Here is a 20,915-nt window from a genome sequence, read left to right as displayed (position 1 = left end):
CTTCAGCGTGGGCCGTCCGGCCCCGGCTCCGGTGGGTCGTCGGGCACCGGGGGCAGCCGCAGATGCGCCAGGTCCGGCGGGATCGGGGAGCTGGGGCGGTAGAACGGCGGGGCCGCGTCGGCGGCGGGCGAGTCGGCCAGCCGGAAGCGGTCCCGCAGCCGGTGGTAGAACTGCGTCGGCGCGAGCCGTACCAGCCGCAGCCGGACCGGTGCCCGGTAGGCCGCCACCCAGTCGCCCGGATTCAGCACCCCGCGCAGCTGCCCGTCGAGGCTGACCGCCACCCGCCCCGAGGTCGGCAGCACCCGTACGGCGACGGGTTCGTCCACCGCGGCCACCACCGTGCGGTCGAAGGCGATATGCGGGGCGACCGGGGTGAAGACCACCGCGTCCAGGTACGGGGAGACCACCGGCCCGCCGGCGGCGAAGCTGTAGGCGGTGGAGCCGGTCGGGGTGGCCACGATGATCGCGTCGGCCGAGTACGAGGCGAGCAGTTGCGCGGACACGTACACGCCGAGACCGGCCTGGCGATCGCGGGCGAGCTTTTCGAAGACCACGTCGTTGACGGCGTTGACATCCAGCGGAACGCCCCACCCCGCTTCCTCGGGGCCGCCGCGGCCGGGGCGGACCTTGGGCGGGGGCGGCACGGGGCCCCGCCCGTACCGCAGCAGCGCCTCCATGCCCTCGGGCATCTCCAGCGGCCGGGACGCCCGCAGGGTGAGCAGCATGCGCTCCTCGATCGTGGCCCGGCCGTCGTGGACGGCGTTCAGCGCGTCCTCCACCTGGTCGACGCTGATCTCGGTGAGGAAGCCGACCCGCCCCACGTTCACCCCCAGTGCCGCGGCCCCGTTCCTGGCGGCGAGCCGGGCACCGCGCAGAAAGGTGCCGTCGCCGCCGAAGGTGACGATCAGATCGGGGTGGCCGGCCGCCTCCGACTCCTCCTGGGCGCTGCGCCGGGGCCGGTCACCGCGCCAGACGTCCAGCTCGAAGCAGGAGATGCCATGGGCAGCGGCCCATGCGCGGGCGGTGCGGGCCGCCGCGACGGCGGTGGGGCGGGCCTGGTGGACGACCATGCCGAGCCGGTTGACAGCCATGGCCCCTCCACCGTAGGTCGGCCGGTCCCGAAGCGCCCGTCGGAGGACTCGGGGCGGACACGGCACGGGCTCGGGGCGGCTGCCCTGGAGCCGAACATCCGTCCTGATCTATGGTGTTCAGCGGCACAGAGACCCGCGTGGGGACCACACCACATCCGTACGGAGCCAGGGGGATGGTGCAGCAGATGGCGAGTGAGAGACGAACCGCGCTGATCGAGGGGCTGATGGGGCGTTTCCCCCAGGTGCCCCGGGAGGCCGTGCTCAAGGAGGACCTGCTGCGCGGCGGCATGGCCTTCGACGAGTCCGCGCTCAGCGGCAACGAGGACGGCGACGTCAAGCCGAAGTCGTACTTCATCTTCTCGTTCGACCACCGCACCCTGCCGGAGCTGGGGGCCGCGGCCCTCAACCGGCCGCCCGAGGAGATCGTGCTCACCGGCGGGCCGTACGAGCTCCGCCGCACCGTGGTGTCCGTCCGCGTCAACCCCGAGTCGCCGTATGTGGTCCGGGCCGGGGAGGACGGTGCGCTGGGGCTGTATCTGGACGGCGCGCGCATCGCCGATGTGGGGCTGCCGCCGATGCCGGACTACTACCGCCACACGCTGTCGAACGGCAAGTCGGTGATGGAGGTCGCGCCGACCATCCAGTGGGGCTATCTGGTCTATCTGACGGTCTTCCGGGTGTGCCAGTACTTCGGCGCCAAGGAGGAGTGCCAGTACTGCGACATCAACCACAACTGGCGTCAGCACAAGGCGGCGGGCCGCCCGTACACCGGGGTGAAGCCGGTCGAGGAGGTGCTGGAGGCGCTGGAGATCATCGACCGCCATGACACCGCCCGCGCCTCGCAGGCGTACACCCTCACCGGTGGCGCCATCACCTCGCATGTGGGCGGCCGTGACGAGGCCGACTTCTACGGGCAGTACGCGAAGGCCATCGAGGAGCGCTTCCCGGGCCGGTGGATCGGCAAGGTGGTGGCGCAGGCGCTGCCCAAGGAAGACGTCCAGCGGTTCCACGACTACGGGGTGCGGATCTACCACCCCAACTTCGAGGTGTGGGACCGGCGGCTGTTCGAGCTGTACTGCCCGGGCAAGGAGCGCTACATCGGCCGGGACGAGTGGCACCGCCGGATCCTGGACTCGGCCGAGGTGTTCGGCGCCCGGAATGTGATCCCCAACTTCGTGGCGGGCGTGGAGATGGCCCAGCCGCTCGGCTTCGCGTCCGTGTCCGAGGCGATCGACTCCACCGCCGAGGGGCTGCGCTTCTTCATGTCGCACGGGGTCGTGCCCCGGTTCACCACCTGGTGCCCCGAGCCGACGACACCGCTGGGCAAGGAGAATCCGCAGGGCGCCCCGCTGGAGTACCACATCCGGCTGCTGGAGAGCTACCGGGCGACGCTCGAGGACTTCGGGCTGTCCTCGCCGCCCGGATACGGCCCGCCGGGGCCGGGGCGGGCGGTGTTCTCGGTGAGCTCGTTCATGGACAGCCTGCCCGCCGTGGACCCGGCCCCGGAGCCGGTGGCACCCTGACAGACCCGACGGCGCCCTGACGTGGCCGCCGCCCCCGGCTCGGCGGGATCCGGTCAGCCGACGTGGACGTGGGGGCGGCGGCCGCGGTCGGGCTCGGCCTCGCGGAGCACCTCACGGGTGACGGGGGCGACCTCTCCCTGGCCGAAGAGGAAGAAGCGCAGAAAGTGGGCCAGCGGATGGCCCTCCGTCCATTCGAAGTAGATATGCGGGCGCTGCCCGGTCAGGTCCCGCACCCGCAGCAGCAGCGCCGCCAGCGCGTTGGGGATGGTGGCGCTCTGCAGGGTCAGCACGCGGTAGCGGCCGTGCACCACCTCGCCGCACACCCGCAGTTCGCTCTCGAACTCGGACGGGTCCGCCACCGTGACCTCGACGAAGATGATGTCGTCCTCGGGCGGGATGTCGTTGTCCCCCCGGATCTGGTGCTGCTTCTCGCGGTATTCGGCCAGGTCGCGGCGTTCCGGTTTGTTGGCGATGAAGCGGATCCTGCGGTGGGCGGTGTCACGGACGAATCGCTCGGCCAGGGCGTCGAACGTCACGCTGGTGACCCGTAGCTCGAACGCCCTCGCCACCCGGGACAGCAGCGATACGGCCATGATGCCCGCGATGAAACAGGCGCCGATCTTGACGCCGTCGGGCCGCTCGATGACGTTGACCGCGGTGGTGTACAGGAAGATCAGCGAGATGACACCGAAGCCGATGGTCCAGCCGCGCTGCCGGGCGCGCCGGGCGGCGATGGTGACGGCGATGGCGGCCGAGGTGATGAGCACCAGCACCCCGGTGGCGTAGGCGCCGCCCTGGGCGTCCACATCCGCCTTGAAGAGCCAGGTCACCAGGAACGCGATGGCGATGAACACCAGCACCATGGGACGGACCGCGCGCGCCCAGTGGGGCGCCATGCCGTAGCGCGGCAGATAGCGGGGCATCAGATTGAGCAGTCCGGCCATGGCCGAGGCGCCGGCGAACCAGAGGATGGCGATGGTGGAGGCGTCATAGACGCTGCCGAACGCCGAGCCCAGATACTCATGGGCGAGATAGGCCAGGGCGCGCCCATTGGCCTCGCCACCCGGTTCGAACGCCCGCTGCGGGATCAGCAGCGTCGTGATGAAGCTGGAGGTGATGAGGAAGATGCTCATGATCACCGCGGCGGTGGTCAGCAGCTTCCGGGCGCCCTGGACGCGCCCGGCGGGGCGCTCCTCGGTGTCACCCGGCTTGCCCTCGATATGCGGCATGACAGCCACGCCCGTCTCGAACCCGGACAGGCCGAGGGCCAGCTTCGGGAAGATCACCAGCGCCACGCCGACCATCACCAGCGGACTGCCGCGCTCGGCGACCAGCGCCTGGGACCAGTCGGGAATCACATGGGGCGCGGTGCACACATGCCACAGCCCGACCGCCACCACGACGGCGTTGAGCAGCAGATAGGCGGCGACCAGCGCCACCGCGATCCCGATGGCCTCGGTGAACCCCTTGAGGAACACCGCCCCGAGCATTCCCACCAGGATCAGGGTGACGGCCACCTCATGGCCGCGCAGGCTCGCGGTGAGATGCGGGTTCTCCACCAGGTGGGCGGTGGCGTCGGCGGCGGAGAGGGTGATGGTGATGAGGAAGTCGGTGGCCGCGAAGCCCAGCAGGGTGAGGACGAACAGCTTGCCCTTCCAGAAGGTCAGCAGCCGCTCCAGCATCGCGATCGAGCCCTGGCCGTGCGGGCTCTCCTCGGCCACTCTGCGGTACACCGGCAGCGCGCCCGCCAGGGTCACCACCACCAGCACCACGGTGGCCAGCGGGGAGAGCAGCCCGGCCGCCAGGGCGGCGATTCCGGGCTGGTAGCCGAGGGTCGAGAAGTAGTCCAGACCGGTCAGGCACATCACCCGCCACCACGGCCGGCCCTGGTGTGCGCCCTCCGGCTCGGCGTGCGGGCCGGGCTGACGCTTGGCGATGTCGGTCAGGCCCTCCAGCAGCCATGCGCGCAGCCGGTGCCGTGTCCCGCAGTCGGGGGCGGCGCCGCCAGAGGTGGAGGAGACCACGGGGTGCTCCCGTCGTGCTCGAAGGGGGTCCCCGGCCATCGGTGAGACCCTTCGGCCAGCGTATGTGGCGCGGCCGGCCACCACCCGGCCGGTGCCGCCGGCCGAAGGACATCGCTTTCTCAGTGAGTTTTCATCTTCGGTCCGTACGGTTGCGGCACATGGACACCACCAAGACCGACCAACCGACCGACACCGCAGCGCAGCCCGCAGAAGCCGAGGAAGCCACGGCGGAGGGTGTCCCGAACGCTGTTTCGGACCAGCAGGAAACCCCGGGCCCGGAGGAAACCCCGGACCCGCTGGAAGCATCGGACCTCGATGACGACATCGCGACCCCGCCCCCGGCCACCACGCCGGGCATCGTCCCCGGCGCCGCCTCGGTCGTCGCCGCGGGCCTCGGGCTGGCCTCGCTCTCCGGCACCTGGCTCGGCACCATGCTCCAGGAGCGCAAGCAGCTGACCGGCCAGATCAAGGCCCAGTCCGGGTCGGCCGCCGATCAGATCTCCGCGGTGTACGGCACTCCGTGGCACACCACGGCCCTCGTCAACGGGCTGTTCGCGCTGGCCGCCGTGGTGATCGCCGCCGTGGTGCTGCTGCGGCAGCGGCGGCCCGTCACGGCCGGGACACCCTGGGTGACCGCGGTGGCCTGGGGGGCGGTGGCGCTGGGCGTGATCGGTCTGCTGATCGCCGCCGCCATGGGGCTCGACATCTTCAGCGACCTGCCGAAGGTGCCCGCGTCCCCGAACGCCCCGGCCGGCTGACCCCATCCGAGCGCGCCCCGTGGACCGGATGGATCCGGCGGGGCGCGCTCCCTCGGGCGGGCGTGTCACGATTGAGGTCCCGACATCGGGACACACGCGAAGGGGACAGGCCGTCCGGCCGCCCCGGCGGAGAGGGCCATCAGGACGGCACGGACTTCCCGCCCACGGAGTTTCCCGCCGATGAGCCGTTCCACCACGCACTCCTCCGACCGGCACGGAACACCGCGTACGCCGCGCACGCCGGACCCGCCGCAGGACTCCCGAACCGCCGTCACCGTCTTCGTAGCGCTCGGCGCCAATGTGGTGATCGCGCTGGCCAAGGCCGTCGGCGGGCTCTTCGCCGGCTCCCCCGCGCTGCTCTCGGAGGCCGCTCACTCCGTCGCGGACAGCCTCAACGAGGTGTTCCTGCTCGCCTCCCTCAAACGCAGCAGGCGGGCCCCTGACAACCAGCATCCCTTCGGCTACGGCAAGGAGCGCTACTTCTGGGCGCTGCTGGCCGCCGTCGGCATCTTCGTCATGGGCGGATGCTTCTCCTTCTTCCAGGGTGCCGAGGCGCTGAGCGCTGGCAGCTCCGAGGATCACAGCGGCTATCTGGTGGGCCTCGCGGTCCTGGGCGTGGCGCTCATCGCCGAGGGCTCCTCACTGGTCCGGGCGCTGGTCCAGGTGCGCGGGCACGCCCGGGAAGCGGGCCGCTCCATGGCGACCGAGCTGCGCAGGGGTGACGACCCCACACTGCGCACCGTTCTGGCCGAGGACTCCACCGCCTGTCTCGGCGTGGTGTTCGCCCTGCTCGGCATGTGGCTGCACATGGTGACCGGCCAGGTGGTCTACGAGGCCACGGCCTCCTTCCTGATCGGGGCGCTGCTGGTCTATGTGGCCTACCGGCTGGCCAGGGAGTCGCGCGGACGGCTCATCGGCGAGGCGATCGACCCGGTCCAGCGCCGGGAGCTCCGCCGGTTCCTCGAGACGCAGCCGGAGATCGACACCGTGACCACGCTGCTGACGATGCGTCTGGGCAATGACTCGACGCTGGTGGCGGCCCGGGTCGATCTCGTCCCCGGACTCGACAGCGAGGTGGTCGAGGAGGTCCTGGTACGCGTCAAGACGGCGATGGCGGAGCTCTGGCCGCATGCCGACCAGGTCTTCCTCGACGTCACCGACGCCTCGGCCAAGGACCGGGCGCGGGCGCGGGCGGACCGCCAGGCGCTGGAGGAGACGGTGGCTGCCGTGGAGCGCGAGGACGGCGGGGCGTGAGATTGGCCCCGGCGGGCCTGGGTACTCGGTGAAAACCAGCCCACAACAGCGAACTCATGTACGGAGGCAGAACTGATGGGCCTCGGCGGTTGCATTTTGATGATCGCGGTGGGAGGGATTCTCACCTTCGCCACCGACTGGAACGCCAACGGCTTCAATGTCCACCTGGTCGGCCTGATTCTGATGGCGGTCGGCGTCATCGGCACATGCGCGTATGTGAGTGTCTACAAGCGCCGGCGCGTCGTGGAGCCGGGCGCCGTGGCGCCCCCGGTGGTCGAGGAGCCTGACCATCACCGGCACCACCACCACTACGACTACTGAGTGCCGGCCAGTCCCCTTTCCGACGAGGTGGCCCCCGCCGCGGGTGGGGGCCACCTCGTCCTGTGGAGGGCATGCTCGTGGACACCAACTACCTGCGCACCGTCGCCTGGTGGGAATTCCGCCACCTCGGCAGCAGCGCGCTGGGGCGCTGAGACCGCCCGGTAAGCCCTTGCGGGACCCTTGACAGTTCCCTGTTTGAAACTGTCAGAATCTGGTGCGCAAAGGGCTGTTGTGGTCGGTCAACGGCCCCTCGCACACCACCAAGCCCTCGCACAACCAGCTCTTGCACACACCACACAATCGAAGAGAAGGGGATCGCGATGGCGGTCACTCGCAGATCGTTACTGATCGCAGGCACCGCCACCCCGATGGCCGGGGCACTCGTCACGGCCGCTCCCGCCCAGTCCGCCACCGTGTCCCGCGCCATGGGGGGACGGACCGTCCCGCTCACGGACGGCTGGCGGTTCGCCCTCGTCAACCCCGGCGGTATCACGGACCCGACCGGCGCGTACGAGGACGCCCACGACCCGGCGTACGACGACTCGGCCTGGCGCGAGGTCGCGGTTCCGCACGACTGGAGCATCGAGCTCACCCCCACCACCGACCATGGCACCAGCGGCGGCACCGGCTTCCTGCCCGGCGGCCTCGGCTGGTACCGCACCACCTTCACCCTGCCGCGCGCCCTCGAGGGCAAGCGGATCTCCGTCGAATTCGACGGCGTGTACATGGACTCGTCCGTGTACTGCAACGGACGGCTCGTCGGAGAGCACCCCTACGGATACACCGGTTTCGCCCTCGACCTCAGCGAGGTGGCCCACACCGACGGCGCCACGCCCAACGTCCTCGCCGTCAAGGTGCGCAACCGGCTCCCCAGCAGCCGCTGGTACTCGGGCAGCGGCATCTACCGCCACGCCCGGCTCGTGGTCTCCGACCCGGTCCATGTGGCCCGGTGGGGCACGTACCTCACCACCCCCGGCCTGGCAACCACCCTGCGCGCCGGACACGCCACCGTGCGGGCGCGGACGCTCGTGGTCAACGAGTCGGACGGCCGGAAGCCGGTGACCGTGGTCTCCACGGTCAAGGACCCCGACGGGCATCTGGTGGTCCAGGCGCACTCCGCCCTCACCGTCGGGGCGGGTGACACCCGTACCGCCACCCAGGAGCTGCGGATCGACCGGCCGCTGCTGTGGTCGTTCGACACTCCGTGGCGCTATGTCCTGGAGACCGAACTGCGGGTGGGCCAGGACACCACCGACCGGTACCGCACCCCCTTCGGGATCCGCCATGCCACCTTCGACGCCGAGCGCGGATTCTCGCTGAACGGCCAATACGCCAAGCTCCAGGGCGTCGATCTCCACCATGACCTGGGCGCGCTCGGCGCCGCCGTCAGCGCCGACGCCGTGCTGCGCCAGCTGACCATCATGAAGAGCATGGGCGTCAACGCGCTGCGCACCTCGCACAATCCGCCCGCGCCGGAGTTGATCGAGGTCTGCGAGCGGCTCGGCATCGTGATGCTGGTGGAGGCGTTCGACTGCTGGCGCACCGGCAAGAACACCTATGACTACGGGCGCTTCTTCGACGAGCACTGCGAAGCGGACATCACCGAGATGGTGCGCGCCACCCGCAACTCCCCCGCCGTGGTCATGTGGTCCATCGGCAATGAGATCCCCGACTCCACCAGCACCCCGGGGCTGGGGATGGCCCAGCGGCTCATCGACGCCGTGCGCGCGGCCGATGACACCAGGCCCGTGGTGATCGGCTCGGACAAGTACCGCGCGCTGCCCGCCGAGGGCTCCCCCGCCGATCTGATGCTGGCCAAGCTCGACGGGCTGGGCCTGAACTACAACACCGCCGCCTCGGTGGACGCCCTGCACGCCCGCTATCCGCGGCTGTTCCTCTTCGAGTCCGAATCCTCCTCGGAAACCTCCACCCGCGGCGCCTATCAGGAGCCCGAGCACCTCAACACGGGCGAGAACCACACCCCCGGCAGGCGCCAGACCTCCGCTTACGACAACAACCTCGCGTCCTGGACGATGAGCGGCGAGTACGGGCTGAAGAAGGACCGGGACCGGAGGTTCTTCGCCGGGCAGTTCCTGTGGTCGGGCATCGACTACATCGGCGAGCCCACCCCGTACGACGTGTTCCCGGTGAAGGCGTCGTTCTTCGGCGCGGTGGACACCGCGGGCTTCCCCAAGGACATGTACCACCTCTTCAGGAGCCAGTGGACCAGCGAACCGATGGTCCATCTGGTCCCCATGGACTGGACCGGCCACCGGCCGGGCGAGACCGTGGAGGTGTGGGCCTACTCCAACGTCGCCACCGTGGAGCTGTTCCTCAACGGCCGATCGCTGGGCGTCCGTGAGTTCGACACCAAGAAGACCACCGATGGCCGCGCCTATCTGGAGACCACCGAGCCGACCGGCGACGACAAGACCGTCACCTCCGGCCCCTACCCCGGCAGCTACACCAGCCCGGGCGGCAGCGCCGGAAAGCTCCACCTCATCTGGAAGGTGCCGTTCGCACCGGGCGAGTTGAAGGCCGTGGCCCGGCGCGGTGGCCGGGTGGTGGCCACCGATGTGCTGCGCACGGCGGGACGCCCGCACGCCGTACGGCTCACCCCCGACCGGAAGACCGTCGAGGCCGACGGCCGCTCGCTGTGCTTCGTGACCGCCGAAGTCGTCGACGCCGACGGTGTGGTGGTGCCGGACGCCGATCATCTGATCGCCTTCAAGGTCACCGGAGGCTCCCTGGCCGGGGTCGACAACGGCCGCCAGGAGAGCACCGAGCGCTACCAGGCGAGCACCCGCACCGCCTTCCACGGCAAGGCCCTGGCCATCGTCCGCGCCGGGACCGAGGCCGGGCCGCTCACCATCACCGCCCGCTCGGCGGGGCTGCGCACCGCCACCGCCACCGTCCGCGCCACCGGCGGGACCTCGGAGCCGGTCACCCGCCCCACGCCGTTCGCGCCCGGCCCCGGCCCCGGCGCCCCGCACCACCCACTGGCCGACGCGAGCTATTCGGGCGCGCCGACGACCCTGCCCGCGGCGATGCTGGACGGCGATCCGGCCACCGGCTGGTCGAACGCCTTCCGCAAGCCCGCGACGGCGCTGCTCCCCGCCTTCGACGGCGCCCGGAAGGCCGACTGGGTCTCGGTGACCTGGAGCGGGAGGCGGCGGCTGCGCCGTGTCGAGGTGTCGTTCACCGTGGACGCCACGCACACCCTGCCCGCCTCGATCGAGGTGTCCGCGTGGAACGGCCACGCGTACGTCCCGGTGCGCGGGGCGTCCATCACCTGGGCCACCGCCTCCGGCACCCCGACCGTCATCACCTTCGACCCGGTGCGCACCGCACGGCTGCGGCTGGACCTCACCAGCCGTCATCCGGGCGCGGCGGACGGCGCCCAGCGCATCGTCGCCCTCGAGGCCGGTGACGGCTGAGGGGGCGGGCGGGTGAGCCGCCGGGTCATACGCTGAGCGGCGCCACGCCGGACGGGTGGAAGCCTTCCGCGGCCGTTTGTCCGCGATACGAAGAGGGCACCCGACTTCTCCGACGTCGTGCTGGAGGCGAGATGACTCTTTCCCGTATCCCGGTGACCCGTGCGTGGCGGCGGTGGCGGCCACGCGATCTGGAGGTGCCGCGCGATGCCGTGGACGTCGAGGACGCCAACCGGCGGTTCCTGATGTACGGGGTGATGCCGCTGTGGTTCGTCCCGGCGGTGGCGGACTGGCTCATGCACCGCCGGACCAGGATCGAGGAGACGTCGGGCACGAAGGAGTCGGCGGTCCACGCCCTGATGATGACCGAGGCGGGTGTCCCCGTCGCGATGGGGCTGCTGGCCCGGGTCAATCCGCTGGTGCTGTCGGTGATGGGCGGAGCGGCCGTCGCCCATGGCGCCACCGCGCTGTGGGATGTGAGCCTGGCCACCGGGGAGCGCGAGGTGCGCCCGGTGGAGCAGCACATCCACAGCTTCCTGGAGGTGCTGCCGCTGTCGGCGATGGCCTTCACCTGCTGTCTGCACTGGGACCAGGTCCGGGCGGCGCTGCGCGGCGGGGACCGCCCGGAGGACTGGAAGCTGCTGCCCAAGGACAACCCGCTGTCCGCCCGCTATCTGGCGGCCATCGGGCTCGGCATCGGCGCCTGTGTGGCGCTGCCCTACGCCGAGGAGATGCGGCGGTGCCTCAGGGCCGCCAAGACCCGTAAGGCGGTGTGAGCCCATGCCGCGCGAGCGAGCCGGTAGGCGGACACGGTCCCGTACGGCGACGGGTGCGGCGGCCGAACCGCTGCCGTATCCGCGGATCCTGGCACCGGAGGCGCACGGGCCCGAACACGTCGCCGTCGACGCGGCGGGCCGGATCCTCACCGGGACCGCGGACGGGGCCGTACGGCGGCTGACGCTGTCGCCGGACCATGAGCTCGTCCGCTCCGAGGTGCTCGCGCACACCGGTGGCCGGCCGCTGGGGCTCGTCCCCTGCCCCGACGGCGCGCTGCTGGTGTGCGACGCGCGGCGCGGGCTGCTGCGGGTCGGGCCGGACGACGGGTCGGTACGGGTGGTGGCCGACGAGGTGGCCGGCAGGCCGCTGCGGTTCTGCAGCAATGTCGCCACGGCGGCGGACGGCACGGTGTACTTCACCGTGTCCAGCCGCCGCCACGGCCTGGAGGACTGGCTCGGCGACATCCTGGAGAACACCGCCACCGGGCAGCTGCTCCGGCTGCGGCCGGGCGGCCGTCTGGAAGTGGTGCTGGACGGGCTGCGGTTCGCCAACGGGGTCGCCCTCGCCGCCGACGAGTCGTACGTGGCCGTGGTCGAGAGCGGCGCCTACCGGATCAGCCGGCTGTGGCTGACCGGCCGCCGGGCCGGGACCCGGGACCTTCTCCTCCGCGATCTGCCGGGCTTCCCCGACAACCTCACCCGTGGCCCCGACGGTGTCATCTGGGTGGCCATAGCCGCGCCGCGGGAACCCGCCCTCGATCTGCTGCACCGCGCACCCGCCCCGCTCAGAAGGGCGGCGGTGCCCGTCACCACCCGGCTCCGCCCCCGCCCGCGGCGCACGGTGCGCGTCCTGGCGATCGGCCCCGACGGCCGGGTCGTCCGCCATCTGGTGCGGCGCCGGACCCCGTACCGGATGGCCACGAGCGCGTGTGCGCTCGGCGGTCTGCTCGTCATGGGCAGCCTCGTCGAGCGGGGTATCGCGGTCTGCCCGCTGCCACCGCCCCGGGAGGCCGCCGGGGCGGCTTAGAGCCTGTGTCATATCCCCGGCCGGATCAGCGTGCGGCGTCTGGGGCGTGCGATCGCAAGGCGCCGGAGCGCCCTCGTGGCGGAGCCACATGGGCGTTTCGGCAACGCCGCGAGAGGGGCACCTCCCAGCGCTAGCTGGGGGAAGCGTGCCAGGCGTCGCACGCCCGGCCGGGGATATGACACAGGCTCTCACCCCCAGCCGGTGGAGTAGCCGCGGTAGCGGCGCCGCCTGGGCCGGATGGTCAGCGTCGACAGCAGCCCGACGAACCCCACCACGATGACCACCAGACCGGGCCCGAAGCCCTGGGCGTACGCCACGACGTCGTCGAGCGTCGAGACACCGTCGTCGGCCCCTGAACTCCCGGATGTGCCGGAGGCGATGGACGGGTTGGGGCTCTGGGCCTTGGCGCCCGGGATGGACACCCCGAGCGCGGTCAGCGCCTTGGTCACGGGCTGGAAGAAGGTCACCCCGCCCCGGTCGCAGTCGCCGCTGCCGCCGGAGGTGACGCCGAGCGCCACGCCCTGGGCGAAGAGCGGCCCCCCGCTGTCGCCGGGTTCGGCGCACACGGTGGTCTGGACGAGCCCGGTGACCGTGCCCTCGGGGTAGTTGACCGTCGCGTTGAGCCCGGTCACCTTGCCCGAGCGCAGCCCGGTGGTGCTGCCGCTGCGGAACACCTCCTGGCCCACGACCGGATCGGCCACCCCGGTGACCCGCACCGCCTGGCCGCCACCGACGTTGACCACGCTGCTCTGGTCGAGCGAGGCGTTGTCGTAGCGGATCAGCGAGAAGTCATTGCCGGGGAAGCTGCTCTGGACCGTGGTGCCGATGCGGGTGGAGCCGGTACCGTCGGTGAACCAGGGAGTGCCGTTGGGGCCGCAGTGTCCCGCCGTCAGGATGAAGCCGGTCTGGCCGTTGGTGACGTTGAAACCGGCCGAGCAGCGGCTGCCGTTGGTGAACATGGGCGAGGCACCGGCGGTTCTGGTGGCGAAGGAGCCCTCCGTCCGCTGCGCGCGCACCTTGCCGCCCACCTCCGCGGCGAGGTCCTTCATCTTCGTCCAGCGGGCGGTGGAGACGGTGCTGTCGCCGACCAGCACCACCTGGTTGGACTTGGGGTCCACCATCCAGGCGGTGCCCGCCACCCGGGGCGCCGAGCGCAGCTTCTCGGTCGCGGAGTCCAGGTCCGCCATGCTGTAGCGGACCCGTTTGGCGGTGGCCCCGGCCCGGCTGACCTCGTCCGCCGCCGTGTCGTCCGTCACCGCGACCACCGGGCGGCCGTCGGCCCCGATCCAGTTGCCCGCCGTACGGGAGGCGCCGAGCGCGGACACCAGCCGTCCGCCCACATCGTCCGTCCGGTCCGCGCTCAGGGCTCTCGGACCGTCGCTTCCGGTCGTCCCGTGGGCCGATCCGCCCGGCCCGGCCTGAGAGACCATCACCCCGCCACAGACCAGTGCCCCGACAGCCGCGAACCGCACGACCCGGCGCACGCCGCGCCGCATGTGCTTCACCACCCTGTCTCCTTACGTCGATCCAGCCGGGGCCCTGGACGGCGAGGGCCCAACCCCTCATACGTAAGGAGGCGACGTCCTGCTCACTCCTGGGACGGAGCCACGGATCCCGGTGGGGCGGACCGCGGTTCCCGGGATCAGCGCCGGTCGCCGTAGCGCTTGCCGAGGAACCCCCCGACCAGGGCGGCCGTGCCGCCGCCGAGGATGGCCGCGCCCTGGGTGGCGGCGTCGTGGTCGAGGAAGTACGTGGCCGCCCAGATGTACGCCACGACCGTGCCCGCGCCCAGGAGCGAGCCGAACGCCTGCAGCCCCGTGTGGACCCACTCCATGCGGCGGCGGTGCTCACGCTCCCGCTGGAGCTCGGTGAGCATCCACTCGACCGTGCCGGGCCTGACCGCCTCCCACTCCTTGGCCTGCTCCACCGGCAGCCGGTCGCCCCAGGGCACCGCGGTCTCCGGCGGGCCGCCCGGCGCGGGGTTCTCACTCGTGTTCTCGGTCACGGGGCCTCCCCCGGGCGGTCCGGACGGGGTGCGGGGCCCGGGTCGGCCGCCCGTGGCGGAGGCGGACCGAGCGCGGTGAGGAAGTCGGCCATGTCCCGCTCCATCTCCCGCTCCACCGGACGTCGCGCCCGCCGGGCCGGGGGCTGAGGGATCGCCAGGGACGCCAGATATCCCTCGCGCAGCGCCTGCCAGGGCCCGGCGGGGCGGGCGGCCGCCTCCGCCGCGTCCGGGCGCAGGGCGTCGAGCCGGCGCGCCCGCCGGTCCCGCTGTCTGGCCGACGCGAAGCCGCGCGCCGCGAGCCCCAGCCACAGCAGGCCGAGGCACCCGGGCCCCACCCATCCCGGGACGTCGTCCCAGGAGCCCGGGCTCAGTGAGGGCAGGGCCACCGCCCCCGACACGGCGAGCAGGACCCCCAGCATGACGGCGACCGGGGCGAGGAGTCCGGTGCCCGCCCCGCTCGCCGGGGGGGCCGACCGCGTCGCGGCCCCCGCGGGGGCCGGGAGGGGCATTGCCTCGGCCCTGGGGACGGACATGGGCCCACCCCGGGCCAGGTCGCGCAGCAGCTCCTCGGCCTGCTCGGCCGTCAGCCGTCCTTCGGGGTCCTTGACCAGCAGACCCTCGATCAGCGGCCGCAGTGGGCCCGCGTAGGTCATGGGCGGCGGCGGGTCGTTGAGCACCGCGTGCATCACCTCGAACACCGTCGCCCTCTCGAACGGTGCGCGGCCCTCGACGGCCTGGTACAGGGTCGCCCCCAGTGACCACAGGTCGGCCTTCAGCATTGCTTCTCCGGTCGACGGGGAGAAGAAGGACATCAAGCGTTCCGGTGCCATGTAGGCGGGGGTGCCGGGCATGCTGTCCTCGTCCGCGAAGGCCAGGCCGAGATGGTCCACCAGCACCGCGCTGCCATCCGGGCGGAAGAGGACGTTCTCCGGTTTGACGTCCCCGTGGGCCACGCCCACCGCGTACAGCGCGCGTAATCCGCGCAGCACCTCCAGGCCGGTCCGGGCCGTCTCGGGCACGGTGAACCGCCCGCTCCGATCGCTGAGCCGATCCGCCAGCGAACGCCGGCCGACGCGCTCCATGACGATCCAGAGCCGGCCGTCGATCTCGCCCAGGTCGTAGACGGCGGCCAGGTGCTGATGCGCGGTCGCGGCGAGGACGCGGACCAGACGGCGCAACCGTTCGACCCGCCGCCTGTGCGCCTCCGGGTCCGGATCAAGGCCCGGCCACAGCTCCTTGACGACGACGGGACGGCCGAGCGTCACATCGTAGGCGTCCCAGACCATGTTCATGCCGCCGCTGCCCATGCGCCCGCGCAGCTCGTACCGGCCGCCGATCATGGTCCCTCGGGGCGATTCCGGACCACTCCCCCACTCATCCTCACCGGAGGTTCCCCCGGTCGTCATCCGCCTCCCCCTCCCCAGCCGACTGGCGCCCACAGTAAGGCGTCGGCCGGGCCGGGCGAAGGGGGCCGGGCGCACGGACACGCGTGCGGTGGCGCACCGGACCTCATGAACCGCCCTTGCCGTAGGGCGCGCTGGTGAACACCACCCTGTCGTCGGTGCCGTCGGTCACCCAGAACCGTTGCGGCTTCTCCCCGTAGAGCGCGAAGAGCGGGTCCGGCCCCCAGGCCAGCACGATCTCGTCCTTGCCGTCGTGGTCGAAGTCCCCGGTGCCGTAGAGCCTGACGGCGCGCCGTTTCTTCGGCACCGCGCGGCCGTCCACGCGGGACGGGACGGTGCGGTCGAGGGTGCGGCGGTGGGCGATCTCTCCGGGGGCGTCCGGGCGGATCGTCAGCAGTTCGGTGCCGCCGGTGCGCAGCGAGACGGCCAGTTCGTCGGTGCCGTCCCCGTCGGTGTCGACGGCGGCGAGCACATCGCCGCCCAGGGCGGGGATCCTGATCGGCTCGGGGGTCGAGCCGGCCGTGCGTTTGGTGTACACGCTCACCGACTGGCTGACGTCCGCGGGTTCGGTCTCGTAGCCCGGTTCGTCGTTGCGGCTGCCGGTGTCGGCGACCGCCACATCCCGCTTCCCGTCGCCGTCGAAGTCGCCGAAGGCGATCGCGTTGCCCTTGCGGAGGGTGCGGCCGGTGGTGGCGAGGCCGTCCGGGCCCGCCGTGAGCAGCGCGGACCTCGTCTGATCGTCGTCGCCCTGCTCGTGCACCACCAGATCGGTGGGGCGGTCGCCGTCGATGGCGTCGGCGTACAGCTCCGCGATCTGGCCGCTGGAGCCGAGGGGGTTGGCGTACGTCTCGGTACGGGCGGCCCTGCCGTCGCGGCCGAACGGGCCGTACAGCACATGGAAGTCCTTGCCGCTCTGGCGCACGGCGGCCAGATCGTGGTGTCCGTCCCCGTTGAAGTCGCCCGTCGCCAGGGGCCGCGAGTTCTCGAGGCCGTCGTCGGCGTCGGTCAGCCGCACCGGGGTGGCGGGGGTTCCCCGGCGTGGCCCGTCGGGGCCGCCCCAGGCGATGTAGGGCAGCGTCCGGGTGGTGATGTGCACGCGCTCGCTACTGGCCGGGTCGCGCTCCTTGGTGGCGGTGGCGATCACATCGGCGTAGCCGTCGCCGTCGAGGTCGGCGGTGGTCGCGGAGTCCATCTCGCCCGCGGTGCCCTGCCACCCGGCGCCGGTGGGCAGCGAGAGGTCGTCCCGGCCGAGCACGGTGCGGACGGCGGGGTCGGGGCCCTTCGCGGAGCCGTACACATAGGCGATACGGCGCAGGCCGCCGAGCCCCTCGTCGTCGGAGGCGATCGGGATTCTGAGCTCGGGGCGGCCGTCGCCGTTGAGGTCGTCCGCCAGGGCGCTGCCCTTCCCCTGGGGGACGGGAGCGGTCGCGGTGGGGGTGACGACGGGGGCGGTCGTGCTCTTCCCGGCCGCGTCGCCACCCTTGGTCTCATCGTCGCCACCACCGCCGCCACCGCCGCACGCGGTGAGCAGCGCCAGCGCGGCGGCGCAGAGAGTGGCGGTGGCGGGGCGGAGCCTGGTGGTGGGGGATGCCATCAGGACACGACAGCGCATCCGGTGGTGACACGCCATCGGAGAGATCATTTCGTTACGGCGCGCTCCCCTCGTTACGACGCGCTCCCCGCCAGCGGGTGTCCGCAGCGCAGATTCCACCGGCCCGCGCGGCCGCTGAGCTCCGTCGCGGTCAGCGGGGCGACGTCCAGCCGCCAGAAGGTGGGCGCGGGCAGGCCGAGGGCGTGCACGAGCGCGGCCCGGACCACGGCCGGTTCCACTACGGCGAGCAGCCGCGCCTCACGGGCGGGGGCGGGTGGTGCGGGCGGCGCGGCCGGGGGCGGACCCTCCCGGTGGGTCTCATCGGCGGGGGCGGGCCGTGCGACCGGTGCCGCCGGTGCCGGACTTTGCCGCCGCGCCTCCAGCCAGGCCCCGATCCGCTCCACCAGCTCCAGCAGCGTTTCGCCGCCGTGCGGCGCCGCCGCCGGGTCGGACAGCCACGCGGCGACCTCCTCCGGCGCCTCCTGCCCCACCTCGTCCAGCGAGCGGCCCCGCCAGCGGCCCACATCGAGATCGTGCAGCTCCGGCGTCACGGCGGCGTCGAGCCCCAGGGCCGCGGCGGTACCGCGGCAGCGCTCGGAGGGCGCGGTGAACGCCATGTCGTGGTGGGGCAGCGCCGCGGCCGCCGCCGTCGCCCGGCGCAATCCGGCCGCGTCCGGCGGAGCGTCGTCGAACCGCACCTGCCGCAGCGCCGCGTTGACGGCGGGCGCGACCAACGTGATCCGCACCACCCAAGACCCTCCTCATCCGCACCCTTCGCCGACATGGAGGGCGCCTTCCGGGATCAGCGCCGAGCGGCGGACGACCCTCGGGCCCACCGTCTCATGACGAAGGCACCGGCATGACCCGGGTGGCGGATCGCACCACCCGGCAAGCGCAGCCGCGGATGCACACGGCCATGAACCCCGACACCGTGGAGATATCGGACATCACCGACCGGGTTGGGGTGCTGTGGTATGCGCGTGACCGGACTTGGGCATGCTGGGCTGTTCATCGAGACCGCGGCGGGGTCGGTGCTCTGCGATCCATGGGTCAACCCCGCCTTCTTCGGCTCCTGGTTTCCGTTTCCGGACAACACAGATCTGGACTGGGCGCACTACGGGCGCGCGGCGGACTATCTGTACGTCTCCCATCTGCACCGCGACCACTTCGACGCGGAGAACCTGCGCCGGAACGTGCGCAAGGACATCACCGTGCTGCTTCCGGCCTTCGCCACCGATGAGCTGGAACGCGAGCTGAGCGCGCTGGGATTCGCCAACTTCCTCCGCGCCCCCTCCGGCACACCGGTCGAGCGCGACGGTCTGCGCATCATGATCACCGCGCTGACCGGCCCGGGGGACGGCCCCATCGGCGACTCCGCGCTCTCGCTGGACGACGGCCGGACCGTGCTGCTCAACCAGAACGACGCCCATCCGCTGGACATCGCGGCGATCCGGGAGTTCGGCGAGGTGGACGCGTACTTCGTCCAGTTCTCCGGGGCGATCTGGTACCCGATGGTGTACCAGCTGCCGCTCTCCGCCAAGAAGGAGTTCGCCGCGCGCAAGCGGCAGGGGCAGTTCGACCGGGCGCTGCGCTACATCGACGCGGTGGAAGCCAAGCATGTGTTCCCCAACGCGGGCCCGCCGTGTTTCCTCGACGACGAGCTCTTCGAGCACAACGGCACCGGTCAGGACGGGGAGAGCATCTTCGTGGACCAGCTGGAGTTCCTGCGCCAGCTGGGCCGGGCGCGCCCGCGGGTGGCGGCTCATCTGCTGCTGCCGGGAACGGTGGCGGAGCCGGAGGAGACCGCGTGCAAGCTCACCCACCGCTACACCGAGGCGGAGATCGAGCACATCTTCGGCGAGAAGCCCGCGTACTTGCGGGAGTTCGCCCGCCGGCAGCGGCCCGCGCTCGCCGCCGAACGCGCCTCACGGTCCGCCGCACTGCCGCGCGAGCGGCTGCTGACCGAGCTCAAGCAGTGGTGGGAGCCGCTGCTGACCAGGGCCGACCGGATCTGCGCAGGCGTCGGCGGCCCGGCGCGGCTGGATGTGGGCGAGGTGCCGATCGTGATCGACTTCCCGGCGCGGGAGGTCCGCCTCTGGGACGGTGAGCGCTGCCGCTACACGCTGTCCACCTCGGCCGATCTGGTGGCCACCAACATCGAGCGGCGCGAGGTGGACTGGTCCAACAGCCTGCTGCTTTCGATGCGGTTCACCGCCAGCCGGGTCGGGCCGTACAACGAATTCCTGTATGTGTTCTTCAAGTGCCTGTCGATGGAGCGCATCGAGTACGTGGAGAACTACTACGACTCCTGCCAGGACGACGGCCAGGACATCGAGCTGGACGGCTGGCGGGTACAGCGGCGCTGCCCCCATCTGCGCGCCGACCTCGGCCGGTTCGGGCAGATCGAGGGCGAGGTGCTCACCTGCACCCTGCACGGCTGGCGCTACGACCTGACCACGGGCCGCTGTCTGACCGCGGACGGACACGACATCCGCGCCTCGGCCGTGTCGTGACCCGCCTCGCCGGGTGTGGCGGCGACCGCCGCCACACCCGGCGAGTTGCCGTGGAGCGCTCTTCAACTCCTAGCGTCGGCGCACGTCACCACACCACCGACGCAAGGGACCACCGTGCGCTGCACACTGTTCGGCAGGACCGGCCTCCGGGTGAGCGAGCTGAGCCTGGGCACCATGACCTTCGGCGAGGACTGGGGCTGGGGGGCCGCCAAGGAGACCAGCCGGGGGCTGCTGGACCGCTACGCGGACGCGGGCGGCAACTTCATCGACACCGCCAACAACTACACCGGCGGCAGTTCGGAAGCCATCCTCGGCGAACTGCTCGGGGGCCGCCGGGAGAGTTTCGTCCTGGCCAGCAAGTACACCTGCGCGACCCGCGAGGGCGATGTGAACGCGGCGGGCAATCACCGCAAGAACCTGGTGCGTTCGGTGGAGGACAGCCTGGAGCGGCTGCGCACCGACCGCCTCGATGTCCTGTGGGTGCACGCCCGGGACAACTTCACCCCCGTCGAGGAGGTGATGCGGGCGCTCGACGATCTGGTGCGGGCCGGAAAGGTGCTGTACATCGGGGTGTCCGACTGGCCCGCCTGGGAGATCGCCCAGGCCAACACGCTGGCAGAGCTGCGCGGCTGGACCTGCTTCGCGGGCTCACAGCTGCGCTACAACCTGCTGGAGCGCACCCCCGAGCGCGAACTCCTCCCCCAGGCGCGCGCCTTCGACCTGGCCGTGCTGGCGTGGGGTCCGCTCGCGGGCGGCAAGCTCACCGGCAAGTACCGCCGTGGTGAGCCGGGACGACTGACCACCCATGACACCTGGGACGACCGTACGGAGCACAACGAGGAGGCCACCATCACCGCGGTACTGGAGATCGCCGAACAGGGCGGCTGGACCCCGGCCCAGGTGGCGCTGGCCTGGCTGCGCGGCCGCCCCGGCACCGTGATCCCGATCGTCGGCGTCACCCGGGAGTCCCAGCTCGCCGACGCCCTCGGATCCGTCGACGTCCGGCTCGATGCCGCCGCCGTGGCACGGCTGGACGAGGTCAGCGCGGTGCCGCTGGGCTTCCCGCATGACTTCGTACGGGACCCGGGCATCACCGCGAACATCTACGGCGACCGCTGGGCCGAGATCGACGACCGCCGCTCCACCCACCGCCGCGCCACGAGCGGAATCCTCCAGTAGCGCCCGCGGCGGCAGC

General features: G+C 72.0%; 16 protein-coding genes. 9 read left to right on the top strand and 7 right to left on the bottom strand.

All coding sequences use genetic code 11. The annotated features are described in order from the left end of the window. Positions 1–2: 2 nt before the first annotated feature. Positions 3–1,091: an NAD(+)/NADH kinase gene (locus tag LIV37_RS47810; protein WP_020874289.1), complete on the bottom strand. Its 1,089-nt coding sequence runs from the start codon at positions 1,089–1,091 to the stop codon at positions 3–5. Between the two features lie 185 nt (positions 1,092–1,276). On the opposite strand from LIV37_RS47810, the gene LIV37_RS47805 reads away from it, so the two are divergent. Beyond that, positions 1,277–2,614 (top strand): radical SAM protein, encoded by a 1,338-nt coding sequence (locus LIV37_RS47805; RefSeq protein ID WP_121826711.1) that lies wholly within the window; start codon positions 1,277–1,279, stop codon positions 2,612–2,614. Positions 2,615–2,667: 53 nt separating this feature from the next. Here the strand turns inward: LIV37_RS47805 and LIV37_RS47800 are convergent, their stop codons facing one another. After that, a complete protein-coding gene (locus LIV37_RS47800) occupies positions 2,668–4,677 on the bottom strand; it encodes an APC family permease (protein ID WP_243146521.1) in 2,010 nt (669 codons plus the stop codon). 119 nt (positions 4,678–4,796) lie between these two features. Between LIV37_RS47800 and LIV37_RS47795 the strand changes: the two genes are divergently transcribed. From LIV37_RS47795 to LIV37_RS47770, 6 genes are all read left to right on the top strand, one after another. Further along, the gene (locus LIV37_RS47795; RefSeq protein WP_020874286.1) at positions 4,797–5,396 is read left to right on the top strand and encodes a hypothetical protein; all 600 of its coding nucleotides are present in this window, start codon (positions 4,797–4,799) and stop codon (positions 5,394–5,396) included. A 180-nt stretch (positions 5,397–5,576) separates the two neighbouring features. Then, positions 5,577–6,650: a cation diffusion facilitator family transporter gene (locus LIV37_RS47790; protein ID WP_020874285.1), complete on the top strand. Its 1,074-nt coding sequence runs from the start codon at positions 5,577–5,579 to the stop codon at positions 6,648–6,650. A gap of 75 nt (positions 6,651–6,725) precedes the next feature. Then, positions 6,726–6,971 carry a hypothetical protein gene (locus tag LIV37_RS47785; protein ID WP_121826513.1) on the top strand — a complete coding sequence of 82 codons (246 nt, stop codon included), beginning with the start codon at positions 6,726–6,728 and terminating at the stop codon, positions 6,969–6,971. A 320-nt stretch (positions 6,972–7,291) separates the two neighbouring features. Next, positions 7,292–10,408: a glycoside hydrolase family 2 TIM barrel-domain containing protein gene (locus tag LIV37_RS47780; protein WP_121826514.1), complete on the top strand. Its 3,117-nt coding sequence runs from the start codon at positions 7,292–7,294 to the stop codon at positions 10,406–10,408. 131 nt (positions 10,409–10,539) lie between these two features. Then, positions 10,540–11,181 (top strand): hypothetical protein, encoded by a 642-nt coding sequence (locus LIV37_RS47775; protein WP_020874282.1) that lies wholly within the window; start codon positions 10,540–10,542, stop codon positions 11,179–11,181. Between the two features lie 4 nt (positions 11,182–11,185). Then, positions 11,186–12,208, top strand: coding sequence for an SMP-30/gluconolactonase/LRE family protein (locus LIV37_RS47770; RefSeq protein ID WP_020874281.1), 1,023 nt, complete (start codon positions 11,186–11,188; stop codon positions 12,206–12,208). 188 nt (positions 12,209–12,396) lie between these two features. Here LIV37_RS47770 and LIV37_RS47765 read toward each other — a convergent pair whose 3' ends face one another. The 5 genes from LIV37_RS47765 to LIV37_RS47745 form a co-directional block, all read right to left on the bottom strand. Then, complete coding sequence (locus tag LIV37_RS47765) at positions 12,397–13,704, bottom strand: S1 family peptidase (RefSeq protein ID WP_185058130.1); 1,308 nt, start codon at positions 13,702–13,704, stop codon at positions 12,397–12,399. A 146-nt stretch (positions 13,705–13,850) separates the two neighbouring features. Continuing rightward, positions 13,851–14,213 (bottom strand): hypothetical protein, encoded by a 363-nt coding sequence (locus LIV37_RS47760; RefSeq protein WP_121826517.1) that lies wholly within the window; start codon positions 14,211–14,213, stop codon positions 13,851–13,853. Next, positions 14,210–15,619, bottom strand: a complete 1,410-nt coding sequence (locus LIV37_RS47755; RefSeq protein WP_121826518.1) for a serine/threonine-protein kinase — start codon at positions 15,617–15,619, stop codon at positions 14,210–14,212. The genes LIV37_RS47760 and LIV37_RS47755 overlap by 4 nt, the downstream gene beginning before the upstream one ends. Before the next feature lie 103 nt (positions 15,620–15,722). Further along, complete coding sequence (locus LIV37_RS47750) at positions 15,723–17,210, bottom strand: FG-GAP repeat domain-containing protein (RefSeq protein ID WP_243146522.1); 1,488 nt, start codon at positions 17,208–17,210, stop codon at positions 15,723–15,725. Between the two features lie 71 nt (positions 17,211–17,281). Next, positions 17,282–17,956, bottom strand: coding sequence for a histidine phosphatase family protein (locus tag LIV37_RS47745; RefSeq protein WP_020874278.1), 675 nt, complete (start codon positions 17,954–17,956; stop codon positions 17,282–17,284). Between the two features lie 225 nt (positions 17,957–18,181). On the opposite strand from LIV37_RS47745, the gene LIV37_RS47740 reads away from it, so the two are divergent. Next, positions 18,182–19,720 (top strand): Rieske 2Fe-2S domain-containing protein, encoded by a 1,539-nt coding sequence (locus LIV37_RS47740; RefSeq protein WP_020874277.1) that lies wholly within the window; start codon positions 18,182–18,184, stop codon positions 19,718–19,720. Positions 19,721–19,834: 114 nt separating this feature from the next. Beyond that, on the top strand, positions 19,835–20,899 hold the full coding sequence (locus LIV37_RS47735; RefSeq protein WP_020874276.1) for an aldo/keto reductase: 1,065 nt from the start codon (positions 19,835–19,837) through the stop codon (positions 20,897–20,899). The last annotated feature ends 16 nt before the right edge of the window (positions 20,900–20,915 follow it).

It is taken from the genome of Streptomyces rapamycinicus NRRL 5491, assembly GCF_024298965.1.
Taxonomy (GTDB): domain Bacteria; phylum Actinomycetota; class Actinomycetes; order Streptomycetales; family Streptomycetaceae; genus Streptomyces; species Streptomyces rapamycinicus.
Note: the sequence above shows the minus strand (reverse complement) of the source record. Positions and strands in the feature narration are given on the sequence as shown.